This is a genomic window from Pseudomonas simiae, from assembly GCF_000934565.1.
Lineage (GTDB): Bacteria > Pseudomonadota > Gammaproteobacteria > Pseudomonadales > Pseudomonadaceae > Aquipseudomonas > Aquipseudomonas simiae.
This window is the reverse complement of record NZ_CP010896.1, coordinates 4,790,723-4,814,635: the sequence shown is the minus strand read 5'-3', so window position 1 is coordinate 4,814,635 and position 23,913 is coordinate 4,790,723. Positions and strand designations below refer to the sequence as shown.

The following is a 23,913-nucleotide window of genomic DNA, read 5'->3' as shown; positions in this document are numbered from 1 at the left end:
CGCTATGAAAAGCCCTCAACCGACCGTGTCCATGGCGGATAAAGTTGCCCTGATCGACAGCCTCTGCGCCAAGGCGCGGATCCTGCCGGTGATCACCATCGCCCGCGAGCAGGACATCCTGCCGCTGGCCGATGCCCTGGCAGCCGGTGGTTTGACCGCATTGGAAGTGACCCTGCGTTCCGAGTTCGGCCTCAAGGCCATTCAGGTACTGCGTGAACAACGCCCTGAACTGTGCACCGGTGCTGGCACCGTGCTCGATCGTCACATGCTCGAAGCCGCCGAAGTGGCGGGTTCGCAATTCATCGTCACTCCAGGCATCACCCGTGACCTGCTGGAAGCCTCGGTACACAGCCCGATCCCGCTGCTGCCGGGCATCAGCAATGCCTCGGGCATCATGGAAGGTTATGGCCTGGGCTATCGCCGCTTCAAACTGTTCCCGGCCGAAGTCAGCGGCGGCGTTGCTGCGATCAAGGCTCTGGGCGGCCCGTTCGGCGAAGTGAAATTCTGCCCGACCGGCGGCGTCGGCCCGGCCAACATCAAACACTACATGGCGTTGAAAAACGTGATGTGCGTGGGCGGTAGCTGGATGCTGGACCCTGAATGGGTCAAGAACGGCGACTGGGCCCGCATCCAGGAAGTCACCGCCGAGGCGCTGGCGCTGCTGGATTGATCTGCTTTTACTGAATCGTTGTTGCTGTGCTTAACGGCATTTTTGCGGTGCACTTGGTCGGTGTACCGCTTTTTTTTGCCTGTAGAAAAGTGCCTATGCGGCGCTCAATTCGGTGATGGCTTTGACCAGCACGGCCATCTCGGTTGCCGAAGTCACCAACCCCGGTGTCACCCGAATACAGGTGCCAAATGACGCTCCCTCACGGGTGGTGGTAAACAGGTTATAGTCCTTGAGCAAACGATCCGTCATCACCTGCTGATCCCGGCCAATGAACTTGAATGCTGTAATCCCGCCATACAGCCGTGGATCATCTGGCGTCAGCACCTCGATCCCCGGCAATCTCCGCACTTGGCTTACCCACACGTCCCGCAAGTAGTTCACCCGTGCGCCCTTGGCCGCCGCGCCACCCAATTGCTGGTGTTCTTCCAGTACCAGCGGCAAGGTCATCAGGGCCGGAAAGTTCGGCGTGCTGTAGGGCGTACGTGCGCGAACGTCGGTGGCGGGGTAGTGACATTCGCCCATGTCCGGATCAATGTCTGCCAGGCGTTCCGGGGCGATGTACAAAAAGCCCAGGGTCAGTGGGGCGCCGATCCACTTGTGCAGGTTGAAGCCAGCAAACTGGATACCCAACTCGGCGAGGTTGAATTCGATCTGGCCCAGGGCATGGGCGCCGTCGAGGATTACATCGATACCCTGCTTGCGCGCAGCCTGGGCAATCGCTGCCACGGGCATGATCAGGCCCGTGCGGTGGGTCACGTGGGTCAGCGCCATCAGCTTCAAGCGCGGGTACTGCATGAACGCATCGCGATACGTCTGCACCAGGCTGTCGAAACTCGCCGGGTGGGTGTGGGACAGTTCGATGACTTCCACGCCGCGATAGCCCGCCAGCCAGCGCATGGCACCTTTCACCGTGTCGTATTCCAGGTCGCTGATCAGCACCTGATCGCCCGGTTGCAGGCGGTTGTAGTTGCGGATCAGGGATTGCAGGGCTTCGGTGGCGTTGCGGGTGAAGGCCACCGCTGCCGGGTCGGCGTCGATCAGCCCGGCCAGTTGGCGGCGGATCGCGTCGTTTTCGACTCGCTCGAATTGCTGGCGTACATGCAGCGAGTTGCTGCGGTTGATAAACGCAACGTGTTCCAGGTATTGCGTCTGAACCGCTTGGCTCATGCGGCCGAAGTAACCGTTCTCCAGGTTGATCGGGCCGGGTTCCAGCGCATAGCGCTGGGCGATGGTGTGCCAGTGACGCTCGTTGTCTGCATTCCGTGGCATAGGCTGGGCTCTTTAATGACGAGGGGCGGGTTTGCCGTGTTTGGCGCGTAGCGGTTCAAGTAATTCAGACAACCCGTTGCTGTCGATTTCCTGCATCAACGCCAGCAACCCGCCCAGCTCGCCGTGGGGGAAACCTTCGCGGGCAAACCAGTTCAGGTAGGGGCCAGGCAGGTCGGCGATGATCCGCCCCTTGTATTTGCCGAAGGGCATTTCGCGGGTGATCAGCAGTTCGAGTTTTTCGGGATTCATGGAGGCTCAGGTGTGTGTATCGAGACCTTGGAAAATACAGGCATTCTGCATGAAGGCCAAATGACAGATCATGCAAATAACGTAGATACAGATGGTTCAATTTATCGTAACTAATTGAAATATAAGGATAATCATATTTTTGAAAACCTGGCACGGGCGCTGCAACCATTAAGACAACCTTCTAACCCGTACAAGGAATTGAAAAATGACTGACATCAATAAAGAATCGATCTCCGTACTGAACGACCTGATCGAGACCAGCATCGACGGCCAAAAGGGTTTCAAGGAGTGCGCTGAAGACATCAAGCACCCAGAACTCAAAGCCTTGTTTGCCAAGCGTTCCGCCGACTGCGCCACTGCCGCCGCTGAACTGAAAACCGCCGTACGTGCCCTGGGCGGCGATCCGGAAGATTCCGGCAGCGTTGCCGGCGCACTGCACCGCGGTTGGGTCGACGTCAAGTCGATGCTCACCGGCAAGGATGAAGAGGCTGTGCTGAACGAAGCCGAGCGCGGTGAAGATCACGCCCTGAAGGCTTACAAAGAAGCGATCGAGAAGATCAACAAGCACAACCTGCTGGGCATTCGTGACCTGGTTGAGCGTCAGTACCACGGCGTACAACGCAACCACGACCAGGTGAAAGCCCTGCGTAACCAGGCTCGCGCTCAGTCTTGAGGCGTCGCTGAATAGAAAAAGCCCCGCAGGTGCGGGGCTTTTTTATGCGCGACGATCAGCCGATGCTGATCGGTGGCAACTCGGTCAAGGTCACGACCTGCTGCTTACGCGGTGCAAGGATCTCCGCCTCGCCGTCCACCACCAACTCATCACGCTGGTTGAACACGCGGGTGGCGATACGCACACGGAATTTCGGCAGCTTTTCGAGAATTTCCAGGCGCACGGTCAGGGTGTCGCCAATTTTCACCGGCTTCTGGAAGCTCATCTGCTGGCCGATATAGATGGTGCCCGGTCCAGGCAACTCGCAGGCAACGGCCGCGCTGATCAGGGCGCCGCTGAACATGCCATGGGCGATACGCTCCTTGAACATGGTCGCCTTGGCGTACTCGGCATCCAGGTGCACCGGGTTGTGGTCACCGGACATCGCGGCGAACAGCTGGATATCGCGCTCTTCCACCAATTTGCTGTAGCTGGCGGTCTGGCCGACTTCGAGGGCTTCGTACGGGGTGTTGGTTACCTGGGTCATCTAAAGGTGCATCCTGTGGCTAATCGGTAATTTAAAATATTGATTCTAAACGATAAATTATTCGCAGCGAGCCGGCCTGCGCAGTGTCAGCGCCTGGTCGATCCACGCCAGCACATCTGCCGTGACAGTGTCGCGATTGGTTTCGTTGAACACTTCATGACGCGCTTGCGGGTAAATAGTCAGTTGCAGGTGCTGGCAACCGGCTTCGCGCAAGGCGTTGGCCAGACTGTTGAGACGCTTGCCCTCACTCACCGGATCACATTCGCCGCCCATCACCAGGATCGGCAGGCCCGGATCGATCTGCGCGAGATTGGACGCTTTGCTGATTTGCTGCAAGCCGCCGAGCAGGTCGATCCATAGTTGATTGGTGCAGCGGAACCCGCACAGTGGGTCGTTGATGTACTTGTCCACCTCACTCGGATCACGGCTGAGCCAGTCGAACGCGGTGCGATTGGGTTTGAATGCTTTGTTGAATGATCCAAACGACAGGAATTCGATCAGCGCACTGCGCCCGCGCAGCCCCTGGCGCAAGCGCTCGAGCCGCGCAATTACCCTAGCGGCGCGGTACAGCGCCACCGGCTGGAAATTCGAACCGCTGAGAATCGCCCCATTCAGACTGGCGCTGTGGTGCAGCAGGTAGGCCTGGGCGATATAGCTGCCCATGCTGTGGCCCAGCAGAATGATCGGCAACCCCGGCTGTTGCTGGCCGATATGCTGGTTGAGGCTGGCCAGGTCGCCCACCACCTTGTTCCAGCCGTCCGTCTCGGCGTACAGGCCCAAGGTGCCTTCATCGGCGGTACGACCATGGCCGCGCTGGTCCAGCGCATAAAGGCCGTAGCCGGCACCGCACAGGGCCTCGGCCAGGCGTGCATAGCGCCCACTGTGTTCGGCCATGCCGTGGGACAGCATCACCACGGCCTTGGCTGGGCCCTCGGGCATCCAATGATTGACGTACAGGCGGCTGCGGTCATTCGCGGTCAGCCAGAAGGTGCTGTGGTTCATGGCGCTTCCTTTGCTCAGGGTCGTTGCAGTGTATAGCTCATCTATTGACGGGCGGCGTATCTGCCTGCGCATCAGAGGCAAGATTCATACAATCAATGACACGGTTTGGCGTATTTGCCTGTTTAGCCATAACTGCTAACGTCCCCAAAGCTCCGCTTTTTATAGCTGTAGGAAAGCGGCCGGACACACTCAGGTAAGAGGACAAGAATAATGCAACCTGATTTCTGGAATGACAAACGCGCAGCGGGCGTTCCCAATGACATCGACCTGTCGGCCTACAAGTCGGTGATCGAGGTCTTCGAGCGTTCCTGCAAGGCTTTTGCCGACCGTCCGGCATTCAGCAACATGGGCATCACCCTGACTTACGCCGAGCTTGAGCGCCAGAGTGCAGCGTTCGCCGGTTACCTGCAGCAGCACACCGACCTCAAGCCGGGCGATCGCATTGCGGTGCAGATGCCCAACGTACTGCATTACCCGATTGCCGTATTCGGCGCTTTGCGCGCCGGGCTGATTGTGGTCAACACCAACCCGCTGTACACCCCGCGCGAGATGCGTCACCAGTTCAAGGACGCCGGCGTGCGTGCGCTGGTCTACCTCAACCTGTTCGGCTCGCGCGTGCAGGAGGTGTGCAGCGATACCGAGATCGACTACTTGATCGAAGCCAGGATGGGCGACTTCATGCCCACCGCCAAGGGCTGGCTGGTCAACACCCTGGTCGACAAGGTCAAGAAGATGGTTCCGGCCTACAGCCTGCCGCGTGCAGTGGCGTTCAAGCGCGCCCTGCACATGGGCGCGGGCCTGGGCGTGACGCGCCATCCGGTGACCCTGGACGATATCGCCGTGCTGCAATACACCGGCGGCACCACCGGCCTGGCCAAGGGCGCGATGCTCACCCACGGCAACCTGGTGGCGAACATGCAACAGGTGCGCGCCTGCATGTCCCAGACCGGAGATGACGGTCACCCGCTGATCAAGGAAGGGCAGGAGGTGATGATCGCGCCGCTGCCGCTGTACCATATCTATGCCTTCACGGCGAATTGCATGTGCATGATGGTCTCGGGCAACCACAACGTGCTGATCACCAACCCGAGGGACATCGGCGGCTTTATCAAGGAGCTGAAAAAGTGGCGCTTCACCGGGCTGCTGGGGCTTAACACGCTGTTCGTGGCGTTGATGGACCATCCGGACTTCAAATCCCTGGATTTCTCCCACCTCAAGCTCACCAACTCCGGCGGCACCGCGTTGATCAAGGCGACCGCCGAGCGCTGGCAGCAGATCACCGGTTGTGCCATCGGCGAGGGTTATGGCCTGACGGAAACGTCACCGGTGGCCAGCACCAACCCCTACGGCAACAAATCCCGCCTGGGCACTGTGGGCATCCCCGTGCCGGCCACGGCTATGAAGGTGATCGATGATCATGGCGTTGAGTTGCCATTGGGCGAACGCGGCGAGTTGTGTATCAAGGGCCCGCAGGTGATGAAAGGCTACTGGCAGCAACCCGAGGCCACTGCCGAAGCGCTGGACGCGGAAGGCTGGCTCAAGACCGGTGATATCGCCGTCATCGATGAGGAGGGTTTTGTAAGCATCGTTGACCGCAAGAAAGACCTGATCATCGTGTCGGGCTTCAACGTGTACCCCAACGAGATCGAAGATGTGGTGATGGCGCATCCTGCCGTGGCCAACTGCGCGGTGATCGGCGTGCCGGACGAGCGCACGGGGGAGGCGGTGAAGCTGTTTGTGGTCGCGCGTGCCGAGGGGGTGAGCCTTGAGGAGTTGAAGGCCTACTGCAAGACCAACTTCACGGGGTACAAGGTGCCCAAGCATATTGTGTTGCGTGACTCGTTGCCGATGACACCGGTAGGCAAGATTTTGCGCAGGGAGCTGCGCGACATCGCCTGACCATGAATTGAAATGCAATCAAACGGTGGGAGGGGGCTTGCCCTCGATAGCGGTAGATCAGTCGATATATTCAGTGACTGAAATGCCGCCATCGGGGCCAACCCCCCTCCCACTTTGTTTTTAATTGGGCTGAAAACCCTATTCCAGAGCCTTTTACTCGGAGATTTTAGCTTCGCTAAAAGTGTGACCAATTATTGTAGGACAGTCGTGTTTATGACCGTAGGGCTCCCTTTTGGCTCTAGGCGGCCCCAGGCAAAGCTGCTACTCTCGGCGCGCTTTGTGACGTCTCGGCCTGCTTGAAAGCGCCAGATTCACCAAAAAACATACACCAATAATAATCGCATCAAATGCGATGATGAATTCGCGTCGCTGACGTCGCTGAGGAGTGGGCTTCCATGAACGAAGACTTTTGGAAGGATAAGTACCCCGCCGGGATTGCTGCAGAAATCAATCCAGACGAGTATCCGAATATTCAGGCGGTACTGAAGCAGTCCTGCCAGCGCTTCGCCAACAAACCGGCTTTCAGCAACCTGGGCAAGACAATCACCTACGGTGAGTTGTACGAATTGTCCGGCGCCTTCGCCGCGTACCTGCAACAGCACACCGACTTGAAGCCCGGCGATCGAATCGCCGTGCAACTGCCCAACGTCCTCCAATACCCGGTCGCCGTGTTCGGCGCCATCCGCGCCGGCCTGATCGTGGTCAATACCAACCCGCTGTACACCGCGCGGGAAATGGAGCACCAATTCAACGACTCCGGCGCCAAGGCCCTGGTATGCCTGGCCAACATGGCGCACCTGGCGGAAAAGGTCGTGCCCAAGACCGCCGTCAAGCACGTGATCGTCACCGAAGTCGCCGACCTGTTGCCGCCGCTCAAGCGTCTGCTGATCAACAGCGTCATCAAGTACGTGAAGAAAATGGTCCCGGCCTATCACTTGCCCAACGCGATCAAGTTCAATGACGTGCTCGCCAAGGGGCACGGCCAACCGGTCAGCGACGCCAGCCCGACCAGCAGTGATGTGGCCGTGCTGCAATACACCGGCGGCACCACCGGCGTGGCCAAGGGTGCGATGCTCACCCACCGCAACCTGGTCGCCAACATGCTGCAATGCAAGGCGCTGATGGGTTCCAACCTCAATGAAGGCTGCGAGATCCTGATCACCCCGCTGCCGCTGTACCACATCTATGCGTTCACCTTTCATTGCATGGCGATGATGCTGATCGGCAACCACAACATCCTGATCAGCAACCCGCGCGACCTGCCGGCGATGGTCAAGGAACTGTCGAAGTGGAAGTTCAGCGGCTTTGTCGGCCTGAACACCCTGTTCGTGGCGCTGTGCAACAACGAGGCGTTCCGCAAGCTGGACTTCTCCGCGCTGAAAGTCACCCTGTCCGGTGGCATGGCCCTGCAACTGGCAGCGGCCGAGCGCTGGAAGGCCGTGACCGGGTGTGGCATCTGCGAAGGCTATGGCATGACCGAAACCAGCCCGGTGGCCACCGTGAACCCGATCCAGCACATCCAGATCGGCACCATCGGCATTCCGGTGCCGTCCACTGTGTGCAAAGTGATTGCCGACGACGGTACTGAACTCGCCCTGGGTGAAACCGGCGAGCTGTGCGTCAAAGGCCCGCAAGTGATGAAGGGCTACTGGCAGCGCCAGGACGCCACCGACGAGATGCTCGACAGCGAAGGCTGGCTCAAGACCGGTGACATCGCGATCATCCAGCCTGACGGCTACATGCGCATCGTCGACCGCAAGAAGGACATGATCCTGGTCTCGGGCTTCAACGTGTACCCCAACGAGTTGGAAGATGTGCTGGCAGGCCTGCCGGGTGTGCTGCAGTGCGCGGCTATCGGTGTGCCGGACGAGAAGTCCGGGGAGCACATCAAGCTGTTCATCGTGGTCAAGCCGGGTGCAACCCTGACCAAAGAGCAGGTGATGGAGCACATGCGCGCCAACGTCACCGCCTACAAGGTGCCCAAGGCCGTGGAGTTCCGCGATGCGTTGCCGACCACCAACGTGGGCAAGATCCTGCGGCGTGAGTTGCGCGACGAAGAGTTGAAGAAGCTCGGTCTTAAAAAGTAACGCTATACCAATGTGGGAGGGGGCTTGCCCCCGATAGCGGTTTATCAGTCAGCAATCTGTAGCTGACACACCGCCATCGGGGGGCAAGCCCCCTCCCACATTTTTATACGTTTTCTACAGGGCGAACTGGGCGAAGCCCACGCCAGCGCCAGCCGGGCGCACATCTTTCAAGAACGAATCCTTGTCTGCGCTCAGCTCCAGGGTGATCTCCGGCTTGCGCTTGCCCGCATTACGCACCACCAACCCTTCGATGTGCTCACGCAAAAACGCCGTCGGCACCTTCAGGTGCAGCAACTGGTCGGTCTCGGCATTGTGCATCAACAGGTGGATCCACTCGTACTGGCCCACGGCAATACGGCCCACCGGGAGGTCAAACCACCAGATGTTGCGTTTGCGGTCCAGGTCGGTGAAATGGCAGTTGTTGACGCCGAGTACGGCACCGCCCAATTCGGTGTTTCTGCGGGCGATGGCCTGTGCTTTATTGAGTTTCATAACCTTCCTACGGGATCTGTTATTCAGCGTTTCAGCCTGAATGTGCCGGGCATTCTCATGGGTTGGCGGCAAAACATAAAGCCAAACCTGCGGCCGGCGATGAAATGCGTGGGCAAAAATAATTGAAACTCTCCCAAACGGCCTTGGGTCAATCTTTAGGTAATGACCAAAACCCTTGATTGTTCTCAGGAGAAATACCATGGGCAGCACAGCGGATAAGGCAAAAGGTTTGGCGAATGAAGCCGTCGGCAACATCAAGCAAGGTGTGGGTAAAGCCACGGATAACACCAAGCTGCAGACCGAAGGCAAGGTTCAGGAAAAGAAAGGCGAAGCTCAGCAAGCTGTCGGTAAGGCCAAAGATGCGGTGAAGAAAACCATCGACAAAGCCTGACCCGGCTGACTGCGAATGCGCAGCCACGCGGCCATCCACGGATGGCCGTTTTTGTGTCACCTGATGCAGTTAAGATTTCGAAATTGTTTCAAGGTCGCCAAATAGTCTACCTTGATGTAGAAAACGGCCCCTGAGTCGCCCACGAACTCAACTTTTTTGCGGCGAAAGGAGACGCTATGATTTTCCCGGTTCTCGATGGTCTCAAGCTGCACAAAGTGCTGTTGCGCACCGTCAAGGAATTCGTCGACGACGAAATGCCCACTTACGCCTCGGCACTGGCCTACCAGATGCTGTTCTCGCTGTTTCCCTTCCTGCTGTTCCTGATTGCCCTGATCGGTTTCCTGCATTTGCCGGACTTCTTTACCTGGCTGCGCCTGCAGTCGGAACTGGTGTTGCCGCCCCAGGCGCTGGAGCAGGTCAACCCGGTGATCGACCAGTTGCAGCAATCCAAGGGTGGCCTGCTCTCGGTGGGTATCGTGATCGCACTGTGGACGGCCTCGGCCGGCGTGCGCCTGATGATGAGCGCGATGAACGCCGCCTATGACGTGGTTGAAGGCCGCCCGATCTGGAAGCGCTTCCCGTTGTCGATTTTCTACACCGTCGGCATCGCCGGCATGCTGTTGGCCGCCGCCGCGTTGATGGTGCTGGGCCCGCAGGTGATGGAGTGGCTGGCCGGACAGATTGGCATGCAGGAGTTCGTGGTCACGTTATGGACCATCCTGCGCTGGCCGTTGATCGTTATTTTGCTGATGTTCGCCGTGGCCCTCATGTACTACGTGATGCCTGACGTCGAACAGAAATTCCGCTTCATCACGCCCGGCTCGGTGCTGGCGGTGGTGGTGTGGATCGTCGCGTCACTGGGGTTTGGCTACTACGTCAAAACCTTTGCCGACTACAACGCCATGTATGGCAGTATCGGCGCAATCATCGTATTGCTCCTGTACTTCTACATTTCCGCCGCCGTGCTGTTGCTGGGCGCGGAGATGAATGCGGTGATCGAGCACATGTCCGCCGAAGGCAAGGATCCGGGTGAAAAAGAGTTTGACGAGCCCGGCCACACCGGTGAAAAACAGCACGTCTCAGGCCTCGGCCGGGACCACTCCAAGCCCACTGCCGATGAAGTCTGACCGATGATCCGTGAAATCCTGAAAATGGGCGACGAACGCCTGCTGCGTATCGCGCCCCCGGTTCCGCCGGAAATGTTCGACAGCCCCGAGCTGTGGCAATTGATCGATGACATGTTCCAGACCATGGAGCACGTGGGGGGCGTCGGCCTGGCCGCACCGCAGATCGGTGTCGACCTGCAATTGGTGATCTTCGGTTTCGAGTCCAGCGAACGCTACCCGGACGCACCGCCGGTGCCACAGACGATCCTGATCAACCCGCTGATCACGCCACTGAGCCCAGTGCTGGAAGAGGGGTATGAAGGTTGCCTGTCTGTGCCCGGTTTGCGGGGTGCGGTGGATCGTTACCAGCAGATTCGCTATGAGGGGTTCGATCCCAAGGGCGAGCCGATTGTGCGCATCGCCGAGGGTTTTCATGCGCGGGTGGTGCAGCACGAGTGCGATCACCTGATCGGGCGGTTGTATCCGTCGCGGATTACCGACTTCACGAAGTTCGGCTTTATCGAAGTGATGTTTCCGGACATGGACCCCACCGCCGACGAGTAGCGTTCAGGCCCAATGAGGCCGAACTGTGGGGCGGGCTTGCTCGCGAATGCGGGGTGTCAGTCGCCGATAATGTTGACTCACCCAGCACATTTCGCGAGCAAGCCCGCTTCCACGGTTGGAATGCGTTTCAAGCCAGGTTATTTGCAGTCGACCTCACCAAACGATCCAAGCCCATCGCGATCATCGGCTTGTTGCGCTTGTAGCGTACCCAGCGTTCGCTGAGGGATTGCGGGAGCACAGTGTCCTGAGTGAAACCCATGCGTTGGTACAAGCCTTCCAGGTCCGGATGACATAGCAACCACACGGTGCCTTCCACCTCGGCCACGGCTTCATCAATCACACGCTTCGCCAAGCCCTGGCCACGATACGCGGGGTCGACAAACACCCCGGTCAACCACTGCCCACCGACCACCGGCGTCAGGCACAGCCCGGCGACAATCTCGCTTTCACGCGCCACCCATAGACGCCCGCCCTTGAGCGCCTTCATCGACGAATTGTGGCTGCGGTAAAACTTGTTCAGCAGCGGCCACAGGGGCTCTGCCAGCGGTTCGATGTGCAAGTTGGGCATGGTGTTCAGGCGGCGTTATCAAGGGCCGAGGATTATAAGCGCCTTCTGCCGGGCAATAGGTGGTATACCCAGTGCTACATCCCCTTTCAGTGGAGCATGCATCATGGCCAAAGGTATGGATTCAAAGAAAGCCGCGAAAAAGAAACCGGCAAAGACCGCCGACGAAAAACGCGCCGACAAGAAAGCCAAGAAAACCGAGACAGGTCTGTTCGGTCACTGAGACCCGTTTTTGAACGAACTCAGCTTTTGGGGGATTCGGCGGCCAGCGCGGCAATCACGGCTGGTCGCTGACCCACCCGCTGCTCAAACGCCGCCAGCGCCGGCCATTCGCGCAGATCAATCGCGTGGAGGGCCGCCCAGCGTAGCACCACGAACAGGTACGCATCCGCCACTGAGTACTGCGCCCCCAGCAAATAATCCTGGCGCTCCAGCGTCTGCACCAGCACGGCAAATCGCTTGAACAGCGTGGCCTGGAACATGGCCCGCACCTCGCCCTGAATCACGCCGTTGAAGAACACTGCCAACCCACCGTGCACTTCGGTGGCGATAAAATTCAGCCATTCCTGCAAACGCACGCGCTCCCAGCTGCCATTGGCCGGCGCGAGATTCGCTGTGGGTTTCAGGTCGGCCAGGTACTGCAGGATCGCGCTCGCTTCAGTCAGCACTTGGCCGTTGTCCAGTTTCAGCGCCGCAACATAGCCTTTGGGGTTGATCTGCAGGAAGTCTTCGCCCTCGGCGGTGGTCTTGGCCTGGTTATCCACCAGCACCAGGTCGAAGGGAATCGCCAATTCGCGCAGCACGATATGCGGGGCGAGGGAACAGGCATGGGGGAAGAAATACAGTTTCATCTGGGGCAGCTCCGTTGAATTTGCGCCAGTCTCGCGGGCATGGCACCGTGCGTAAAATTAAACGTTCAGACCCCCGCCATAAGGACAGCTACTGCCATGATGAACCTGATGCACTGGCGCCTGCTGGTAGCCGTGGCCGATCACGGCAGCATCACCGCCGCCGCCGAGCGCGTGGGCATGACCCAATCCGCCGCCAGCCAGGCCATGGCCGGCATGGAGGCGACGCTGGGCGCACAGCTGTTTACCCGTGAACCGCGCAAGACTTTGCCCACCGCCTTGGGGTTGAGTGTGATCGCGCAGGCGCGGGTGATGCTCGCGGCCTTGCAGACGATTCGCAGCACCGTGGACGAAGCCCGCCCGATGCTGCGCGGGACGATTCGCATCGCCAGTTTCCCCATGGTGCTGGCGACGTTTCTGACGCCGCTGTTGTTGCGTTTTGCTCAGCTCTATCCGGGTATTGAGGTCACTACTCTGGACGTCACCGACAACGAAGTGCTCACCCTGCTCGACGCGGACCTGATCGACCTGGGCGTTGTGCTTAACCCCAAGCCCGAGCGCAATGCCACGGTGCTGGGCCGGGACTTCTGGATGGCCGTGCTTGCGACAGACCATGCGCTGGCGCAACGCCCGGCCGATGCGACTGTGGCGCTTGAGGAATTACTTGAGCAGCCGTTCGTACTTGCCACCGGTGGCTGTACCGCGAATGCACGCAGCCTGGGTGCCGCAGCGGGATTGACGCTGCGCGATATCCGCGTGGAAGTGCGCGAATGGAACAGCGCCTTCAGCCTGGTACGCGAAGGTGTCGGCGTGACGCTGGTGCCGGAAATGGCCCTGCCGGCCCAGCGCAAGGGCTTGCGTGTCATGCCACTGACGGTGCCGCTGCACCGTGAGTTTGCCTTGGTCGGCTCGCCGACCCGTCCCCCTTCGGCCGCTGCCAGCGCGTTGTTAGCAATGGTGGCTGATTAGTGGCCTTGCATAGCGCCAAGCTCTGTCTATGCTCACCCAGAACCGTTGATGACGCTTGGCATATAAAGCGATTCGGATGGTTATTTCCCCATGAAGGTGTGCCAGCACTGTCTAACAAATGAATGGAATGCGCCTCCAGGCGCCGGGAACCCAGGGTGATCTGACCATGTTCAACCGCCATCACAAATCCGACCTGCAACAAATCGAACGTTTCTCCTGCGCCCTTACCGAATCCAACGCCAAACTGGCGGCCATCAGCCGTTCCATGGCCATGATCGAGTTCGACGCCAGTGGTGTGATCCTCGACGCCAACGACAACTTCTGCAACACCATGGGCTACAGCGCCGAGGAGATCCGCGGTAAACATCACCGCCTCTTTTGCGATGAGGCCTACACCCACACCGACGCCTACGCCAAGCTGTGGCGCGACCTGGCGCGGGGCGAGGCCCTTAGCGGCACCTTCATGCGCCTGAACAAGCACGGCCAGGAAGTGTGGCTGGAAGCCAGCTACATGCCGGTGCTGGACAAGGACAACCAGGTGCAGAGCGTGATCAAGGTCGCGTCGGATATCACTGCGCGGGTCCATCACGAACATGAAAACCAGAGCTTGATCGACGCCATCGGCCGTTCCATGGCGGTGATCGAGTTCACCCCGCAGGGCCAGATCCTTAACGCCAACGAAAACTTCCTGAAGACGGTGCAGTATTCCCTGGATGAAATCGTCGGCCAGCACCACAGCATGTTTTGCCACCGCAACGAAGTGGAATCGCCGGCCTACAAGGCGTTCTGGGCGTCGCTCAACCGCGGCGAATACCACTCGCATCGCTTCGAGCGTAAAAACAAATACGGCAAGACCCTGTTTCTGGAGGCCTCCTACAACCCGATCTTTGACACCAATGGGCGCCTGTACAAGGTGGTGAAGTTCGCCAGCGACATCACCGACCAGGTCACCACCCTGCGTAACGCCGCCGACTCGGCCCATGCCACTTCGGTGCAAAACGACGCCTGCGCACGCAAGGGGTCGGAGGTGGTGCAGCAAACCGTGCAGATCATCGAAGAAATTTCCCATGATCTGAACCAAGCGGCGGTGAGTATCGACGCCGTGAGCAAGCAATCGGACATCATCGGTGCCATCGTGCAGACCATTCGCAGCATTGCCGAACAGACCAATATGCTGGCGCTCAACGCCGCGATCGAAGCGGCACGGGCCGGTGAGCATGGGCGTGGCTTTGCAGTGGTGGCAGACGAAGTGCGCAGCCTGGCGGCGCGGACCAGCCAGGCGACGGTGGAAATCGTCGATGTGGTGCGCAAGAACCATGATCTGTCGCTGAGTGCAGTGTCGAGCATGCAATCGAGCTTGAGTCGCACAGGCGTGGGGGTGGAATTGGCGAATGAAGCAGGTCAGGTGATCCTGGAGATTCAGGAAGGGTCACGGCATGTGGTGGATGCGATCGGGCAGTTCAATTCGACGTTGCAGCTGCAATAACCCAATCCCTGCAGGCGCCGGCTTGCCGGCGATAGCATCACCTCGGTCTCTCTGATTCACCGAGGCGCCTGCATCGCCGGCAAGCCGGCGCCTACCGTTGATCGTGGTGCTTGTTAGATCGCAGCCAGGGTTTCTTTCACTGTCTGGGCCTGTGGGTCAGCGGTTTTTGCCGCGACCTGCTGCTCTTGCTGCTGCTTCAAGCGCTCTGCCACTTGCTTGGAAAAGGCATCCTGTTTTTCCTTCGACATGTTCTGCAAGTCTGCCTCGGTCAAACCCTGCTCCTTGAGCAGTTGGTCACGGATGCGCTCGGCCGGGGATTTGCTCATGTAGTCGGTGAATTCCGAGCGCGCACCGGAGGTGGTGCTGGTCGCCGGTACATCGCTGGTCGACGCGCTCGTCTGCAACTGCACGCGGGTCTTGGCAAAGGCTTCGTCGATACGGTCGGTCGCCTTGTCCAATTCCTTCTGTGCGGCCGGCACGGTCACGCTTTGCTGCGCCGCTTGCAGGGCACCGCTGTACAGCGCGCTGGCAGCGGCGTTGGCGGGGTCCATGTCGGGCCGCTTGATCTGTTGAACGGTCGACACGGCTTGGGTGTTGTTGTTAACCAGCATGATCGGTCACCTGTGGAAATGTTCTGTGCCACAGCTGGAGCAAATAGCGTGCCGGGTGCCAGGTGCCCGGTTTTATTGGGGATAGCGTGGCCGTTGCGGCAAACAATGTCCCGCAGGCGGCCAGCCATTGCCGTTAATGGGCGATGTTTTCCAGCGCCAGGTTACGCGTACGCGGCCCGAACCAACTGATGGTGATCATCACGATCAACATGCTGCTGGCGATAAACGCCAGCACCCCCGGTGTGCCCAGGTGTTCGAGGATAAAGCCGATCAACAGGCTGCTGAACACGGTGGATAAGCGGCTGAACGAATAGCAGAACCCCACCGCCCGTGCGCGGATGTTGGTGGGGAACAGTTCGCTCTGGTACGAGTGATAACTGAAGCTCAGCCAGGCGTTGCAGAAGGTGATCATCACCCCACAGATCACCAAACCCACCGCCGTGGTTTGCAAGGCAAACAGGCTGCCGAAGATCACTGCGCCCAGGGCCGAGCCGACGATCTGCCATTTGTTTTCAAAACGGTTGGCCACCTTCACGAACAGCAACGGCCCCAGGGGGTAGGCGAGGGTGATGATGAAGGCGTAGAGCAAACTGTGGGTCACGCTGACGCCTTGGCCCGACAGCAACGCCGGCAACCAATTGCCAAAGCCGAAGAAGCCGATGGCCTGGAACACATGGAACACGATCAGCATCAACGCGCGGCGGCGGTACGGCGGTTGCCAGATATCGGCAAAGCGGCCGCTGCCCTGCACGCTGACGGTTTCTGGCTCGGGCTCATCCAAGGGTTTGCCATGATCCTTCTGACAGCGCGCTTCGAGGCTGTCCATGATCACACCGGCCTCTTCGAAACGCCCCTTTTGCGCAAGCCAACGCGGTGATTCCGGCAAGCGCTTGCGCAATTGCCAGATAAACAGTGCAAACACTGCGCTCGACAACACCACCCAACGCCAGCCCGATACGCCGAACGGTGCTTGTGGCACCAGCCACCATGACATCAACGCCACCGCCGGTACCGACAGGAACTGGATGAAGAACGCAAAGGCAAACGCCGAGCTGCGCATGCGCTTGGGCACCAGTTCCGAGAGGTAGGCATCGATGGTCACCAGCTCGATGCCCAGGCCAATGCCCACCAGGAAGCGCATGCAGATGATGCCCAGGGCGGACGTCTGGATGCCCATCAACACCGTGGCGACGGTGTACCAGACCAGCGCAAAGGTGAAGATCGCCCGCCGGCCGTAACGGTCGGCGATGGGGCTGAGCAGGCTGGCGCCAAGGAACAGGCCGAGGAAGGTTGCCGAGGCAAAGGCGGCCTGGTCCGAAAAGCCGAATACGCCCTCGCTGCCGGTATGGAAAATCCCGTCGCTGATCAGGCCAGGGCTGATATAAGCGGTCTGGAACAGGTCATACAGCTCGAAAAAGCCGCCGATGGACAGCAACGCTACCAAGCGCCAGACCGTGGCGACTGCGGGGAGGCGGTCGATGCGGGCGCTGATGTGGGCGGCGCGGATGGGGTCGATGCCGTCGGTGGTGGAGGTGAGTGTGGACATGGGCGAGATTCCAGGTGCAGTGACCTGGAATCTTAGCTGGCTAACGGAAATCGCTGCGTGTGAAGTTGTGCCCGGTTGGTTGCTCATTCGCTGGTTTATTGCGCAAAGACTCTCTTTTCAAAGGTTTTATGGCGGACGGGTTCAGTAGCTGATGGGGATCTCGAAAGTCTGAAAGGCATCGTCTACCGGTTGATAGCCCAGTACTCGGGTGGTTTCGCTCAAATCCAGCCGCTTGAAACGGTTATTGGAAATCCCATGGGCGATCAGGTGTTTTACCCCCTCGGTTTCCACCGCACGTTGCAGCAACTGCACCGCATCCCGTGGGCTGAGCCAGGCGCTGAGGTCACGGGCGTTGTTCAGGTCATGGGTTTCGGGGAATTCAAAGGCACCGATGCGCAGGGCAATGGTCGACAGCGGGGTTTTGGCGGCGTAGTAACCGCAGAGTGCCTCGCCGTAGCATTTGCTCACGCCGTACAGGTTGGCGGGCATCACCGGCATGCCGGGCGTGATCTGGCGGTCCACCGGGTAGCCTTCGATGGTTTGCGCGCTGCTGGCGAACACCAGGCGCTTGACCCCGGCGGCCACGGCGGCTTCGAACAGGTAAGTGGTGGCGAGGATGTTATTGGGCAACAGTTCTTCGAACGAGGCGCTGGCGTGGGGGATGCCCGACAGGTGCACGATTACGTCGATGCCTTCGAGCAGGGTCGCCAGGCTGGATTTATCGCTGAGGTCGGCGTGTACGAAGCGGTGTCCACCCAGGTCGAAGTCCGGCGCGATGCGGTCGGTGAGGGTGAAGCGGTAGCGGTCTTGCGAGGCTTGGAAAAATGTCTTGCCGATTTTGCCGCAGGCGCCGGTGAGCAATATGTTGAGTCCTTTCACGCGTAATCCTTGTTTTAGTTATGGCCGTCGAGCGCGAAGGTCTTGAAGCCAGGGCGCTGGCTGAGGCGCAAGTAATACGCCTCCACCGCGGGGTAGGGCGGATGCGCCAGAGGGGCGTTGCGCCAGCGGTGTACGGAGAGGCCGACGAGGATGTCTGCCAGGGTGAACTCATCGCCGGTTACGTAGGCGCCGGTCTTGCTCAGCTGTTGCTCCAGCAAGCCCATCTTGTCGTTCCAGGCTTGCACGCCGGCCTGGATGCGCTGCGGGTCCTGATAATCCGGGTTCTGGCGCACCAGCGCGTGGAACGCGTAGCCCCAGGACGGGTTGAGTTCGGTAGCTTGCCAGTCCATCCATTGCTCCACCCGGGCCCGTGGCGCGGGTTCGGCGGGGAGCAGGTCGTGGCGTTGGTAAAGGCTGACGAGGTACCGGCAAATGGTGTTGGACTCCCATAGCACGCCATGGTCGTCGATCAGCACCGGCACTTGGGCGTTGGGGTTTAGGGCCAGGAACTCGGCGGACTGGGTGGGCTTGAAGCCGATGCCCCAGTCTTCGCGCTGGTAGTCGATGCCGAGTTCCTGGCAGGTCCAGAGCACTTTACGCACGTTGATGGAGGACGTACGGCCCAAGATTTTCAGTGAGTGTCCCATGGTGCTTCCCTGGCAGTGGAGAGCAGCCAATCTAGCAGGGCGCAAGCGGGCATGGTTAAAAAATGTGGGAGGGGGCTTGCTCCCGATTGCAGTGGGTCAGCTACCTGTAAGTTGACTGACCCACTGCAATCGGGGGCAAGCCCCCTCCCACATTTTTTCGAGTAAGGCCTTAACAGCATGGTGTGTGCTGGTCCATGGCCTTGCCTACCAGCAATACACTTAGCTCGCTCAGTTGGTGGATAGCCAGGGCTACATCGCGGTGCTTGCCGGTGAGGTCATCGGACAGGTCGAGCAGCAAGGTGCTGACGGAGCACACGGTTTCGTAGCTGTTGATCAGCAGGGTTTCGGTGGGGGTATCAGGGATGACGGTGAAGAGCGTATGCGTGGGGATGCTGTGCATTATTGACGTACCTGATCTGGGCTGATACCTGATCGCTACTAAACGAGGGTGGCAGCTGTACGCAGGTTAGTAGACCGGTATCCCACACAAACCCGGCGCACCCGAAGGCGCCCTGCGCACAGCCACCATCAAGCATCGATAGGTTCATGCAGCTTGTGTGAGGAAGCGGGGCTACTAAACCCGATCACCGAGACATTCAGCGACCGGCCAACCTTAGAGACCCTCACCCTGACGCACAAGCCGGCGGATTCTGACGTAAGCGTAGGCAACCGGGCAAGGCGCTTACCGCAATGTCAGGCGCTTCCTACAGGCGTCCTACGTACTCTCGCGCACCTGCAACTCAAACCCCATGTCCACCACCGGCTTGGCGATCTTGTTACCTGCCATGATCGTCAACAAATGTTCTGCCGCCCGCCGACCGATCGCCTCACGCGGAGTACTGATGCTGCTCAGGCGCGGCACCATGAACGACGATGCCGGCAAGTCGTTGAACCCCAGCACTGCCACACGCTCCGGTACTTTGATGCCATGGCGCAGGGCTTCCAGCAGCGCGCCCTGGGCCAGGTCGTCGTTGCCGAAGAAGATCGCGTCTACGTCCGGATGAGCCGCCAGCAACTGTAAAAACAACTCGCCACCCAGTCCCACGGAAGAAGGGCGCGGCGTCAGCAATTCCAGCGCCGGGTCGTACAGTCCAGCCTGCTGCAGTGCGCGGCGGAAACCTTCGCCTCGCAGCAATGTGCGCTGGTCCAGTTGTGCACCGATGTAGGCCAGGCGCTTGCGCCCGCGGGACAGCAAATGCGCCGCCGCCGTCTCGCCCGCCGCGAGTTGCGAGAACCCTACGCAGTTCACGCCGGCGTTGGGGTCCAGGTCCATCATGTAGACGCAGGGCACATTGCTGGCCTCGACCATCCGTCGGGCGCTTTCAGTGCGATCAAACCCGGTCAGCAGCAAACCCCGTGGCTGGTAGGCCATGTAGTTGCGCAGCAGGTTTTCTTCTTCGTCGCGGGAATAGTGGGAGTTGCCGATCAGCACTTCAAAGCCCTTGGGACGCAGCACTTGGTGGATGGCTTCAAGGGTTTCGATAAACAGCAGGTTGGACAGCGACGGCACCAACACCACCACCGAATGGCTCTGGGCCGAGGCCAGTGCACGGGCGGCAGGGTTGACCACGTACTTGAGTTCGGCGGCGGCCTGCTGCACTTTTTCCACCAGTTCGGTGGCCACGGTGCTGATGCCGCGCAGGGCGCGTGAGGCGGTAATCGGGCTGACGCCGGCCAGGCGGGCGACTTCGTTAAGAGTCGGGCGACCCGTGGTGCGTAATTTTTTATCGTTCTTGGAGGTCATCAGGCGGCTTGCCAAACAAAAATCGAGGCACTAAGGTAGCGCTGTCTCCAAAGGGCTGCAAATTCTTGAACGCTGGGTTGCCTGATCCGGTTCAAACGATTGGAGAGGATGCACGCGTCACTCCATAAAAAAAGACAAGACGGCGCGGGAAAAGCCTGTTTTTGCACTAGCCTTACAGCGTGCAAAGGTAGCGCTATCTGCGTCCTGAGGTGTTTCATGAGTCAACCTGTTACCGCCCTGGTCATCATGGGTGTTTCCGGATGTGGCAAGTCCAGCGTCAGCGAGGCCCTGTGCCGCCTGAACGGTGCCACTGCCATTGAAGGCGACAGCTTTCACCCTGCCGCCAATATCGAAAAGATGAGCGCCGGCCACCCCCTCAACGACGACGACCGCGCCGGCTGGCTCGACATCCTTTGCGATGAACTGCGGCGTTCGCTCAAAGCGGGCGAGCACCCCGTGCTCACCTGTTCCGCCCTCAAAAAGAAATACCGCGACCACCTGCGCGAAGCAGCGCCGGGTCTGGGTTTCGTGTTCCTGGAGCTGACCCGCGCCGTGGCCGCCGACCGTGTGTCTCATCGCCCCGGCCATTTCATGCCAGCCAGCCTGATCGACAGCCAGTTCGCCACCCTTGAATCGCCTAAAGGCGAGCCGCTGACCCTGGCCCTCAACGCCAGTGAAGACAGCGTCGAGGCATTGGCCGAGCAGACACACGCCTGGTGGCTGCAACACGGCTTTGAACCTACTCATTAATTTTTTGCCGGAAAAGATAGCGCTATCCCCGGCAGGAAATTCAACACCCGCTTTAATAACAACAACAAACAGGAGATACCCCCCATGTTTGGCATGTCCCACGAGTCCTACTTACTGCTAGATGCAGTCGTTACCATCATCGGGTTGATCGTTCTGATCACCAAGTTCAAGGTGCACCCGTTCATCGCGCTGATCATCGCGGCCGGCTTCCTCGGCCTGACCTCGGGCATGCCCGTGGACAAGATCATCAAGGCGTTCCAGGACGGCTTCGGCGGGGTGCTCGGCTTTGTCGGCATCATCCTTGCGCTGGGCACGATGCTCGGCAAGATGATGGCCGAATCCGGCGGTGCCGATCAGATCGCCCAGACCCTGATCCGCGCCTTCGGCAAAGAGAAAGTCCAGTGGGCCATGATGTTCGCCGCCTTCCTGGTGGGCATCCCGCTGTTCTTCGAGATCGGCTTTGTGCTGCTGATTCCGCTGGTGTTTATCGTCGCGCGCCGCACCGGCGTGTCGCTGATCAAGATCGGCATCCCGCTGCTGGCCGGCCTGTCGGCGGTGCATGGCCTGGTGCCACCGCATCCGGGGCCGCTGCTGGCCATCGGCGTGTTTGGCGCGGATATCGGCAAGACCATCTTGTACGGCCTGATCGTCGCTTTGCCGACCGCAATTATCGCCGGTCCGATCTTCGGCACGTTTATCGCCAAGTACATCCCGGGCAACCCGTCCCAGGAACTGGTCGATCAATTGGCCCGCGAGACTGATAACAAGTCGCTGCCAAGCTTCGGCATCACCCTGGTCACCGTGCTGCTGCCGGTGTTCCTGATGCTGCTGAAGACCTTCGCCGACATCGCGTTTGCCGAAGGTAACGTGGTACGCAACTGGATGGACATGATCGGTCACCCGATCACCGCCTTGCTGCTGGCCCTGTTGCTGTCGCTGTACACCTTTGGCCATCGCCAGGGCATCCACTCCAAGCAGATCCTCAAGCTACTCGACGCCAGCCTGGCGCCGACCGCTGCGATCATCCTGATCATCGGCGCCGGTGGTGGCTTCAAGCAGATGCTGGTGACCAGCGGCGTGGGCGACGTGATCGGCCATATGGCGGTGAACGCGCAGATCAATCCGATCCTGCTGGCGTGGCTGGTGGCGGCAGTGATTCGTGTGGCGACCGGTTCAGCCACGGTGGCGACCATTACCGGCGCGGGCATTGTGGTGCCAGTGGTAGGGATGATTCCGGGCGTCAACCGTGAGCTGCTGGTGTTGGCGACGGGGGCGGGTTCGTTGATCCTGTCTCACGTCAACGATGCGGGGTTCTGGCTGGTGAAGCAGTACTTCAACATGACCGTGGCCGAGACGTTCAAGACCTGGACGGCGATGGAGACCATTCTGTCCGTCGTGGCGTTGATCTTCATCATGTTGCTGTCGTTGGTGGTGTAAGCCACACCGCAGCATCCCATGGGGTCACCCAATCAAATGTGGGAGGGGGCTTGCCCCCGATAGCAGAGTGTCAGTCATTGCATCCGGTGACTGAACCACTGCCATCGGGGGCAAGCCCCCTCCCACATGTTTGAGCGCATTTCTTCGGGGAGATCGGGTCAGGCTTTAGGGGTCAGCCCATCTGCCCGGAACATCCCGCGAATACCGCGTACCGCCTGGCGGATCCGGTCCTGGTTTTCGATCAGTGCAAAGCGCACATGGTCATCACCATACTCGCCAAAGCCGATGCCTGGCGACACACACACCTTGGCTTCCAGCAGCAGCTTCTTGGCAAACTCCAGCGAACCCAGGGCGGCATATTGCTCTGGAATCTTCGCCCAGACGTACATCGACGCCTTCGGATTCTCCACCATCCAGCCCAGCTCATGCAGGCCTTTAACCAGTACATTGCGGCGCTGGCGGTACTGCTCGGCGATGTCTTTCACGCACTGTTGGTCGCCTTCCAGCGCGGCAATCGCCGCCACTTGCAGCGGGGTGAAGGTGCCGTAGTCGTGGTAGCTCTTGATCCGCGCCAGGGCGTTGACCAGTTCCGGGTTACCCACCATGAAACCGATGCGCCAGCCGGCCATGTTGTAGCTCTTGGACAGGGTGAAAAACTCCACCGCAATGTCCTTGGCACCCGGCACTTGCATGATCGACGGGGCTTTCCAGCCGTCGTAGACGATGTCGGCGTAGGCCAGGTCGTGGATCACCAGCACGTCGTATTGCTTGGCCAGGGCGATCACACGTTCGAAGAAGTCCAGTTCCACGCATTGCGCGGTCGGGTTGGACGGAAAGCCCAGGATCATCATCTTCGGCTTGGGAATCGAGCCGCGAATGGCCCGTTCCAGCTCCGCGAAGAAATCCACGCCAGGCACCAGCGGCACCGAACGCACCTGGGCGCCGGCAATCACCGCACCGTAGATGTGGATCGGGTAGCTCGGGTTGGGCACCAGTACGGTGTCGCCCTGGTCCAGTGTGGCCAGCATCAAGTGCGCCAGGCCTTCCTTGGAGCCGATGGTGACGATGGCTTCCGATTCGGGGTCAATGTCCACTTCATAGCGGTCTTTGTACCAACGCGAAATCGCCCGGCGCAGACGCGGAATGCCTTTGGACGTGGAGTAACCGTGGGTGTCTTCACGCTGGGCGACTTGCACGAGTTTTTCGACAATGTGCGGTGGCGTGGGGCCGTCAGGGTTGCCCATGCTCAGGTCGATGATGTCTTCGCCGCGCCGACGCGCAGCCATCTTCAGTTCGGCCGTAATGTTGAAAACGTAAGGGGGGAGTCGATCTATGCGCGCAAAGCGGCGCGGCGAACCTTGGTCTGCCATTGTTGCCTCGAAGTACGTAAGCGCCCGGAACCGTCCGAGCGACGTCGGCCACTGCGGTGGCCTGCGGGGCAGACAATACGGTCGATGATGGCCAGTTGTCCAGATGCGTAGGAAAATTTTCTGCATGGAGTCC

The 23,913-nt window shown here is 59.7% G+C and carries 25 protein-coding genes and 1 pseudogene; 12 read left to right on the top strand and 14 right to left on the bottom strand.

Translation table 11 applies throughout. The features are described 5' to 3' along the window. The first annotated feature begins 4 nt into the window (after nucleotides 1–4). Nucleotides 5–670 (top strand): bifunctional 4-hydroxy-2-oxoglutarate aldolase/2-dehydro-3-deoxy-phosphogluconate aldolase, encoded by a 666-nt coding sequence (locus tag PF1751_RS21850; RefSeq protein WP_010208200.1) that lies wholly within the window; start codon nucleotides 5–7, stop codon nucleotides 668–670. A gap of 93 nt (nucleotides 671–763) precedes the next feature. Here the strand turns inward: PF1751_RS21850 and PF1751_RS21845 are convergent, their stop codons facing one another. Both PF1751_RS21845 and PF1751_RS21840 read right to left on the bottom strand, forming a co-directional pair. Beyond that, nucleotides 764–1,939, bottom strand: a complete 1,176-nt coding sequence (locus tag PF1751_RS21845) for an aminotransferase class V-fold PLP-dependent enzyme (protein WP_010208202.1) — start codon at nucleotides 1,937–1,939, stop codon at nucleotides 764–766. A gap of 12 nt (nucleotides 1,940–1,951) precedes the next feature. Then, nucleotides 1,952–2,188, bottom strand: a complete 237-nt coding sequence (locus PF1751_RS21840) for a DUF3820 family protein (RefSeq protein ID WP_010208204.1) — start codon at nucleotides 2,186–2,188, stop codon at nucleotides 1,952–1,954. 205 nt (nucleotides 2,189–2,393) lie between these two features. Here PF1751_RS21840 and PF1751_RS21835 point away from each other — a divergent pair, with 205 nt between their 5' ends. Further along, nucleotides 2,394–2,861 carry a ferritin-like domain-containing protein gene (locus PF1751_RS21835; protein WP_010208206.1) on the top strand — a complete coding sequence of 156 codons (468 nt, stop codon included), beginning with the start codon at nucleotides 2,394–2,396 and terminating at the stop codon, nucleotides 2,859–2,861. A gap of 55 nt (nucleotides 2,862–2,916) precedes the next feature. On the opposite strand, the gene PF1751_RS21830 is transcribed toward PF1751_RS21835, so the two are convergent. Beyond that, nucleotides 2,917–3,387 (bottom strand): MaoC family dehydratase, encoded by a 471-nt coding sequence (locus tag PF1751_RS21830; RefSeq protein ID WP_010208208.1) that lies wholly within the window; start codon nucleotides 3,385–3,387, stop codon nucleotides 2,917–2,919. Nucleotides 3,388–3,444: 57 nt separating this feature from the next. Next, the gene (locus tag PF1751_RS21825; RefSeq protein ID WP_044287762.1) at nucleotides 3,445–4,389 is read right to left on the bottom strand and encodes an alpha/beta hydrolase; all 945 of its coding nucleotides are present in this window, start codon (nucleotides 4,387–4,389) and stop codon (nucleotides 3,445–3,447) included. Nucleotides 4,390–4,599: 210 nt separating this feature from the next. On the opposite strand from PF1751_RS21825, the gene fadD2 reads away from it, so the two are divergent. Then, nucleotides 4,600–6,288 carry a long-chain-fatty-acid--CoA ligase FadD2 gene (gene fadD2, locus PF1751_RS21820; protein ID WP_010208210.1) on the top strand — a complete coding sequence of 563 codons (1,689 nt, stop codon included), beginning with the start codon at nucleotides 4,600–4,602 and terminating at the stop codon, nucleotides 6,286–6,288. Between the two features lie 395 nt (nucleotides 6,289–6,683). After that, complete coding sequence (gene fadD1 / locus PF1751_RS21815; protein WP_010208213.1) at nucleotides 6,684–8,375, top strand: long-chain-fatty-acid--CoA ligase FadD1; 1,692 nt, start codon at nucleotides 6,684–6,686, stop codon at nucleotides 8,373–8,375. 114 nt (nucleotides 8,376–8,489) lie between these two features. Here the strand turns inward: fadD1 and PF1751_RS21810 are convergent, their stop codons facing one another. Then, complete coding sequence (locus PF1751_RS21810) at nucleotides 8,490–8,867, bottom strand: hypothetical protein (RefSeq protein ID WP_010208214.1); 378 nt, start codon at nucleotides 8,865–8,867, stop codon at nucleotides 8,490–8,492. Nucleotides 8,868–9,066: 199 nt separating this feature from the next. Here PF1751_RS21810 and PF1751_RS21805 point away from each other — a divergent pair, with 199 nt between their 5' ends. The 3 genes from PF1751_RS21805 to def all read left to right on the top strand — a co-directional run bounded on the left by PF1751_RS21805 (nucleotide 9,067) and on the right by def (nucleotide 10,928). Continuing rightward, complete coding sequence (locus PF1751_RS21805) at nucleotides 9,067–9,258, top strand: CsbD family protein (RefSeq protein ID WP_010208215.1); 192 nt, start codon at nucleotides 9,067–9,069, stop codon at nucleotides 9,256–9,258. A 176-nt stretch (nucleotides 9,259–9,434) separates the two neighbouring features. Next, nucleotides 9,435–10,385 (top strand): YihY/virulence factor BrkB family protein, encoded by a 951-nt coding sequence (locus PF1751_RS21800; RefSeq protein WP_010208216.1) that lies wholly within the window; start codon nucleotides 9,435–9,437, stop codon nucleotides 10,383–10,385. Between the two features lie 3 nt (nucleotides 10,386–10,388). Continuing rightward, on the top strand, nucleotides 10,389–10,928 hold the full coding sequence (gene def / locus PF1751_RS21795) for a peptide deformylase (RefSeq protein ID WP_021491265.1): 540 nt from the start codon (nucleotides 10,389–10,391) through the stop codon (nucleotides 10,926–10,928). Nucleotides 10,929–11,055: 127 nt separating this feature from the next. Here the strand turns inward: def and PF1751_RS21790 are convergent, their stop codons facing one another. Next, entirely contained in the window at nucleotides 11,056–11,496 is a 441-nt protein-coding gene (locus PF1751_RS21790) for a GNAT family N-acetyltransferase (RefSeq protein ID WP_044287760.1), read from the bottom strand. Nucleotides 11,497–11,735: 239 nt separating this feature from the next. Then, complete coding sequence (gene gstA / locus PF1751_RS21785) at nucleotides 11,736–12,344, bottom strand: glutathione transferase GstA (RefSeq protein WP_021491267.1); 609 nt, start codon at nucleotides 12,342–12,344, stop codon at nucleotides 11,736–11,738. 96 nt (nucleotides 12,345–12,440) lie between these two features. On the opposite strand from gstA, the gene PF1751_RS21780 reads away from it, so the two are divergent. The 3 genes and pseudogenes from PF1751_RS21780 to PF1751_RS29960 all read left to right on the top strand — a co-directional run bounded on the left by PF1751_RS21780 (nucleotide 12,441) and on the right by PF1751_RS29960 (nucleotide 14,796). Then, nucleotides 12,441–13,310: a LysR family transcriptional regulator gene (locus PF1751_RS21780; RefSeq protein WP_010208222.1), complete on the top strand. Its 870-nt coding sequence runs from the start codon at nucleotides 12,441–12,443 to the stop codon at nucleotides 13,308–13,310. A 118-nt stretch (nucleotides 13,311–13,428) separates the two neighbouring features. Next, a pseudogene (locus tag PF1751_RS29965) lies at nucleotides 13,429–14,205 on the top strand (PAS domain-containing protein); the annotation flags it as partial. A gap of 18 nt (nucleotides 14,206–14,223) precedes the next feature. Further along, nucleotides 14,224–14,796 (top strand): methyl-accepting chemotaxis protein, encoded by a 573-nt coding sequence (locus PF1751_RS29960; protein WP_392397721.1) that lies wholly within the window; start codon nucleotides 14,224–14,226, stop codon nucleotides 14,794–14,796. Nucleotides 14,797–14,909: 113 nt separating this feature from the next. On the opposite strand, the gene PF1751_RS21770 is transcribed toward PF1751_RS29960, so the two are convergent. The 6 genes from PF1751_RS21770 to gntR all read right to left on the bottom strand — a co-directional run bounded on the left by PF1751_RS21770 (nucleotide 14,910) and on the right by gntR (nucleotide 20,226). Then, nucleotides 14,910–15,407 (bottom strand): hypothetical protein, encoded by a 498-nt coding sequence (locus tag PF1751_RS21770; RefSeq protein WP_044287759.1) that lies wholly within the window; start codon nucleotides 15,405–15,407, stop codon nucleotides 14,910–14,912. Nucleotides 15,408–15,540: 133 nt separating this feature from the next. After that, nucleotides 15,541–16,953, bottom strand: a complete 1,413-nt coding sequence (locus PF1751_RS21765; protein WP_010208226.1) for an MFS transporter — start codon at nucleotides 16,951–16,953, stop codon at nucleotides 15,541–15,543. A 141-nt stretch (nucleotides 16,954–17,094) separates the two neighbouring features. Beyond that, a complete protein-coding gene (locus PF1751_RS21760; protein ID WP_044287758.1) occupies nucleotides 17,095–17,832 on the bottom strand; it encodes an NAD-dependent epimerase/dehydratase family protein in 738 nt (245 codons plus the stop codon). A gap of 14 nt (nucleotides 17,833–17,846) precedes the next feature. Then, complete coding sequence (locus PF1751_RS21755) at nucleotides 17,847–18,479, bottom strand: glutathione S-transferase family protein (protein ID WP_010208229.1); 633 nt, start codon at nucleotides 18,477–18,479, stop codon at nucleotides 17,847–17,849. Between the two features lie 169 nt (nucleotides 18,480–18,648). Continuing rightward, the gene (locus tag PF1751_RS21750; protein ID WP_044287756.1) at nucleotides 18,649–18,879 is read right to left on the bottom strand and encodes a DUF6124 family protein; all 231 of its coding nucleotides are present in this window, start codon (nucleotides 18,877–18,879) and stop codon (nucleotides 18,649–18,651) included. Nucleotides 18,880–19,194: 315 nt separating this feature from the next. After that, a complete protein-coding gene (gene gntR / locus PF1751_RS21745) occupies nucleotides 19,195–20,226 on the bottom strand; it encodes an HTH-type transcriptional regulator GntR (RefSeq protein ID WP_031290552.1) in 1,032 nt (343 codons plus the stop codon). Between the two features lie 213 nt (nucleotides 20,227–20,439). Here gntR and PF1751_RS21740 point away from each other — a divergent pair, with 213 nt between their 5' ends. Both PF1751_RS21740 and PF1751_RS21735 read left to right on the top strand, forming a co-directional pair. Next, nucleotides 20,440–20,973 carry a gluconokinase gene (locus tag PF1751_RS21740; protein ID WP_010208233.1) on the top strand — a complete coding sequence of 178 codons (534 nt, stop codon included), beginning with the start codon at nucleotides 20,440–20,442 and terminating at the stop codon, nucleotides 20,971–20,973. An 84-nt stretch (nucleotides 20,974–21,057) separates the two neighbouring features. Further along, the gene (locus PF1751_RS21735; RefSeq protein WP_010208235.1) at nucleotides 21,058–22,410 is read left to right on the top strand and encodes a GntP family permease; all 1,353 of its coding nucleotides are present in this window, start codon (nucleotides 21,058–21,060) and stop codon (nucleotides 22,408–22,410) included. 158 nt (nucleotides 22,411–22,568) lie between these two features. On the opposite strand, the gene alaC is transcribed toward PF1751_RS21735, so the two are convergent. Beyond that, on the bottom strand, nucleotides 22,569–23,780 hold the full coding sequence (alaC, locus tag PF1751_RS21730) for an alanine transaminase (RefSeq protein ID WP_010208236.1): 1,212 nt from the start codon (nucleotides 23,778–23,780) through the stop codon (nucleotides 22,569–22,571). Between the last annotated feature and the right edge of the window lie 133 nt (nucleotides 23,781–23,913).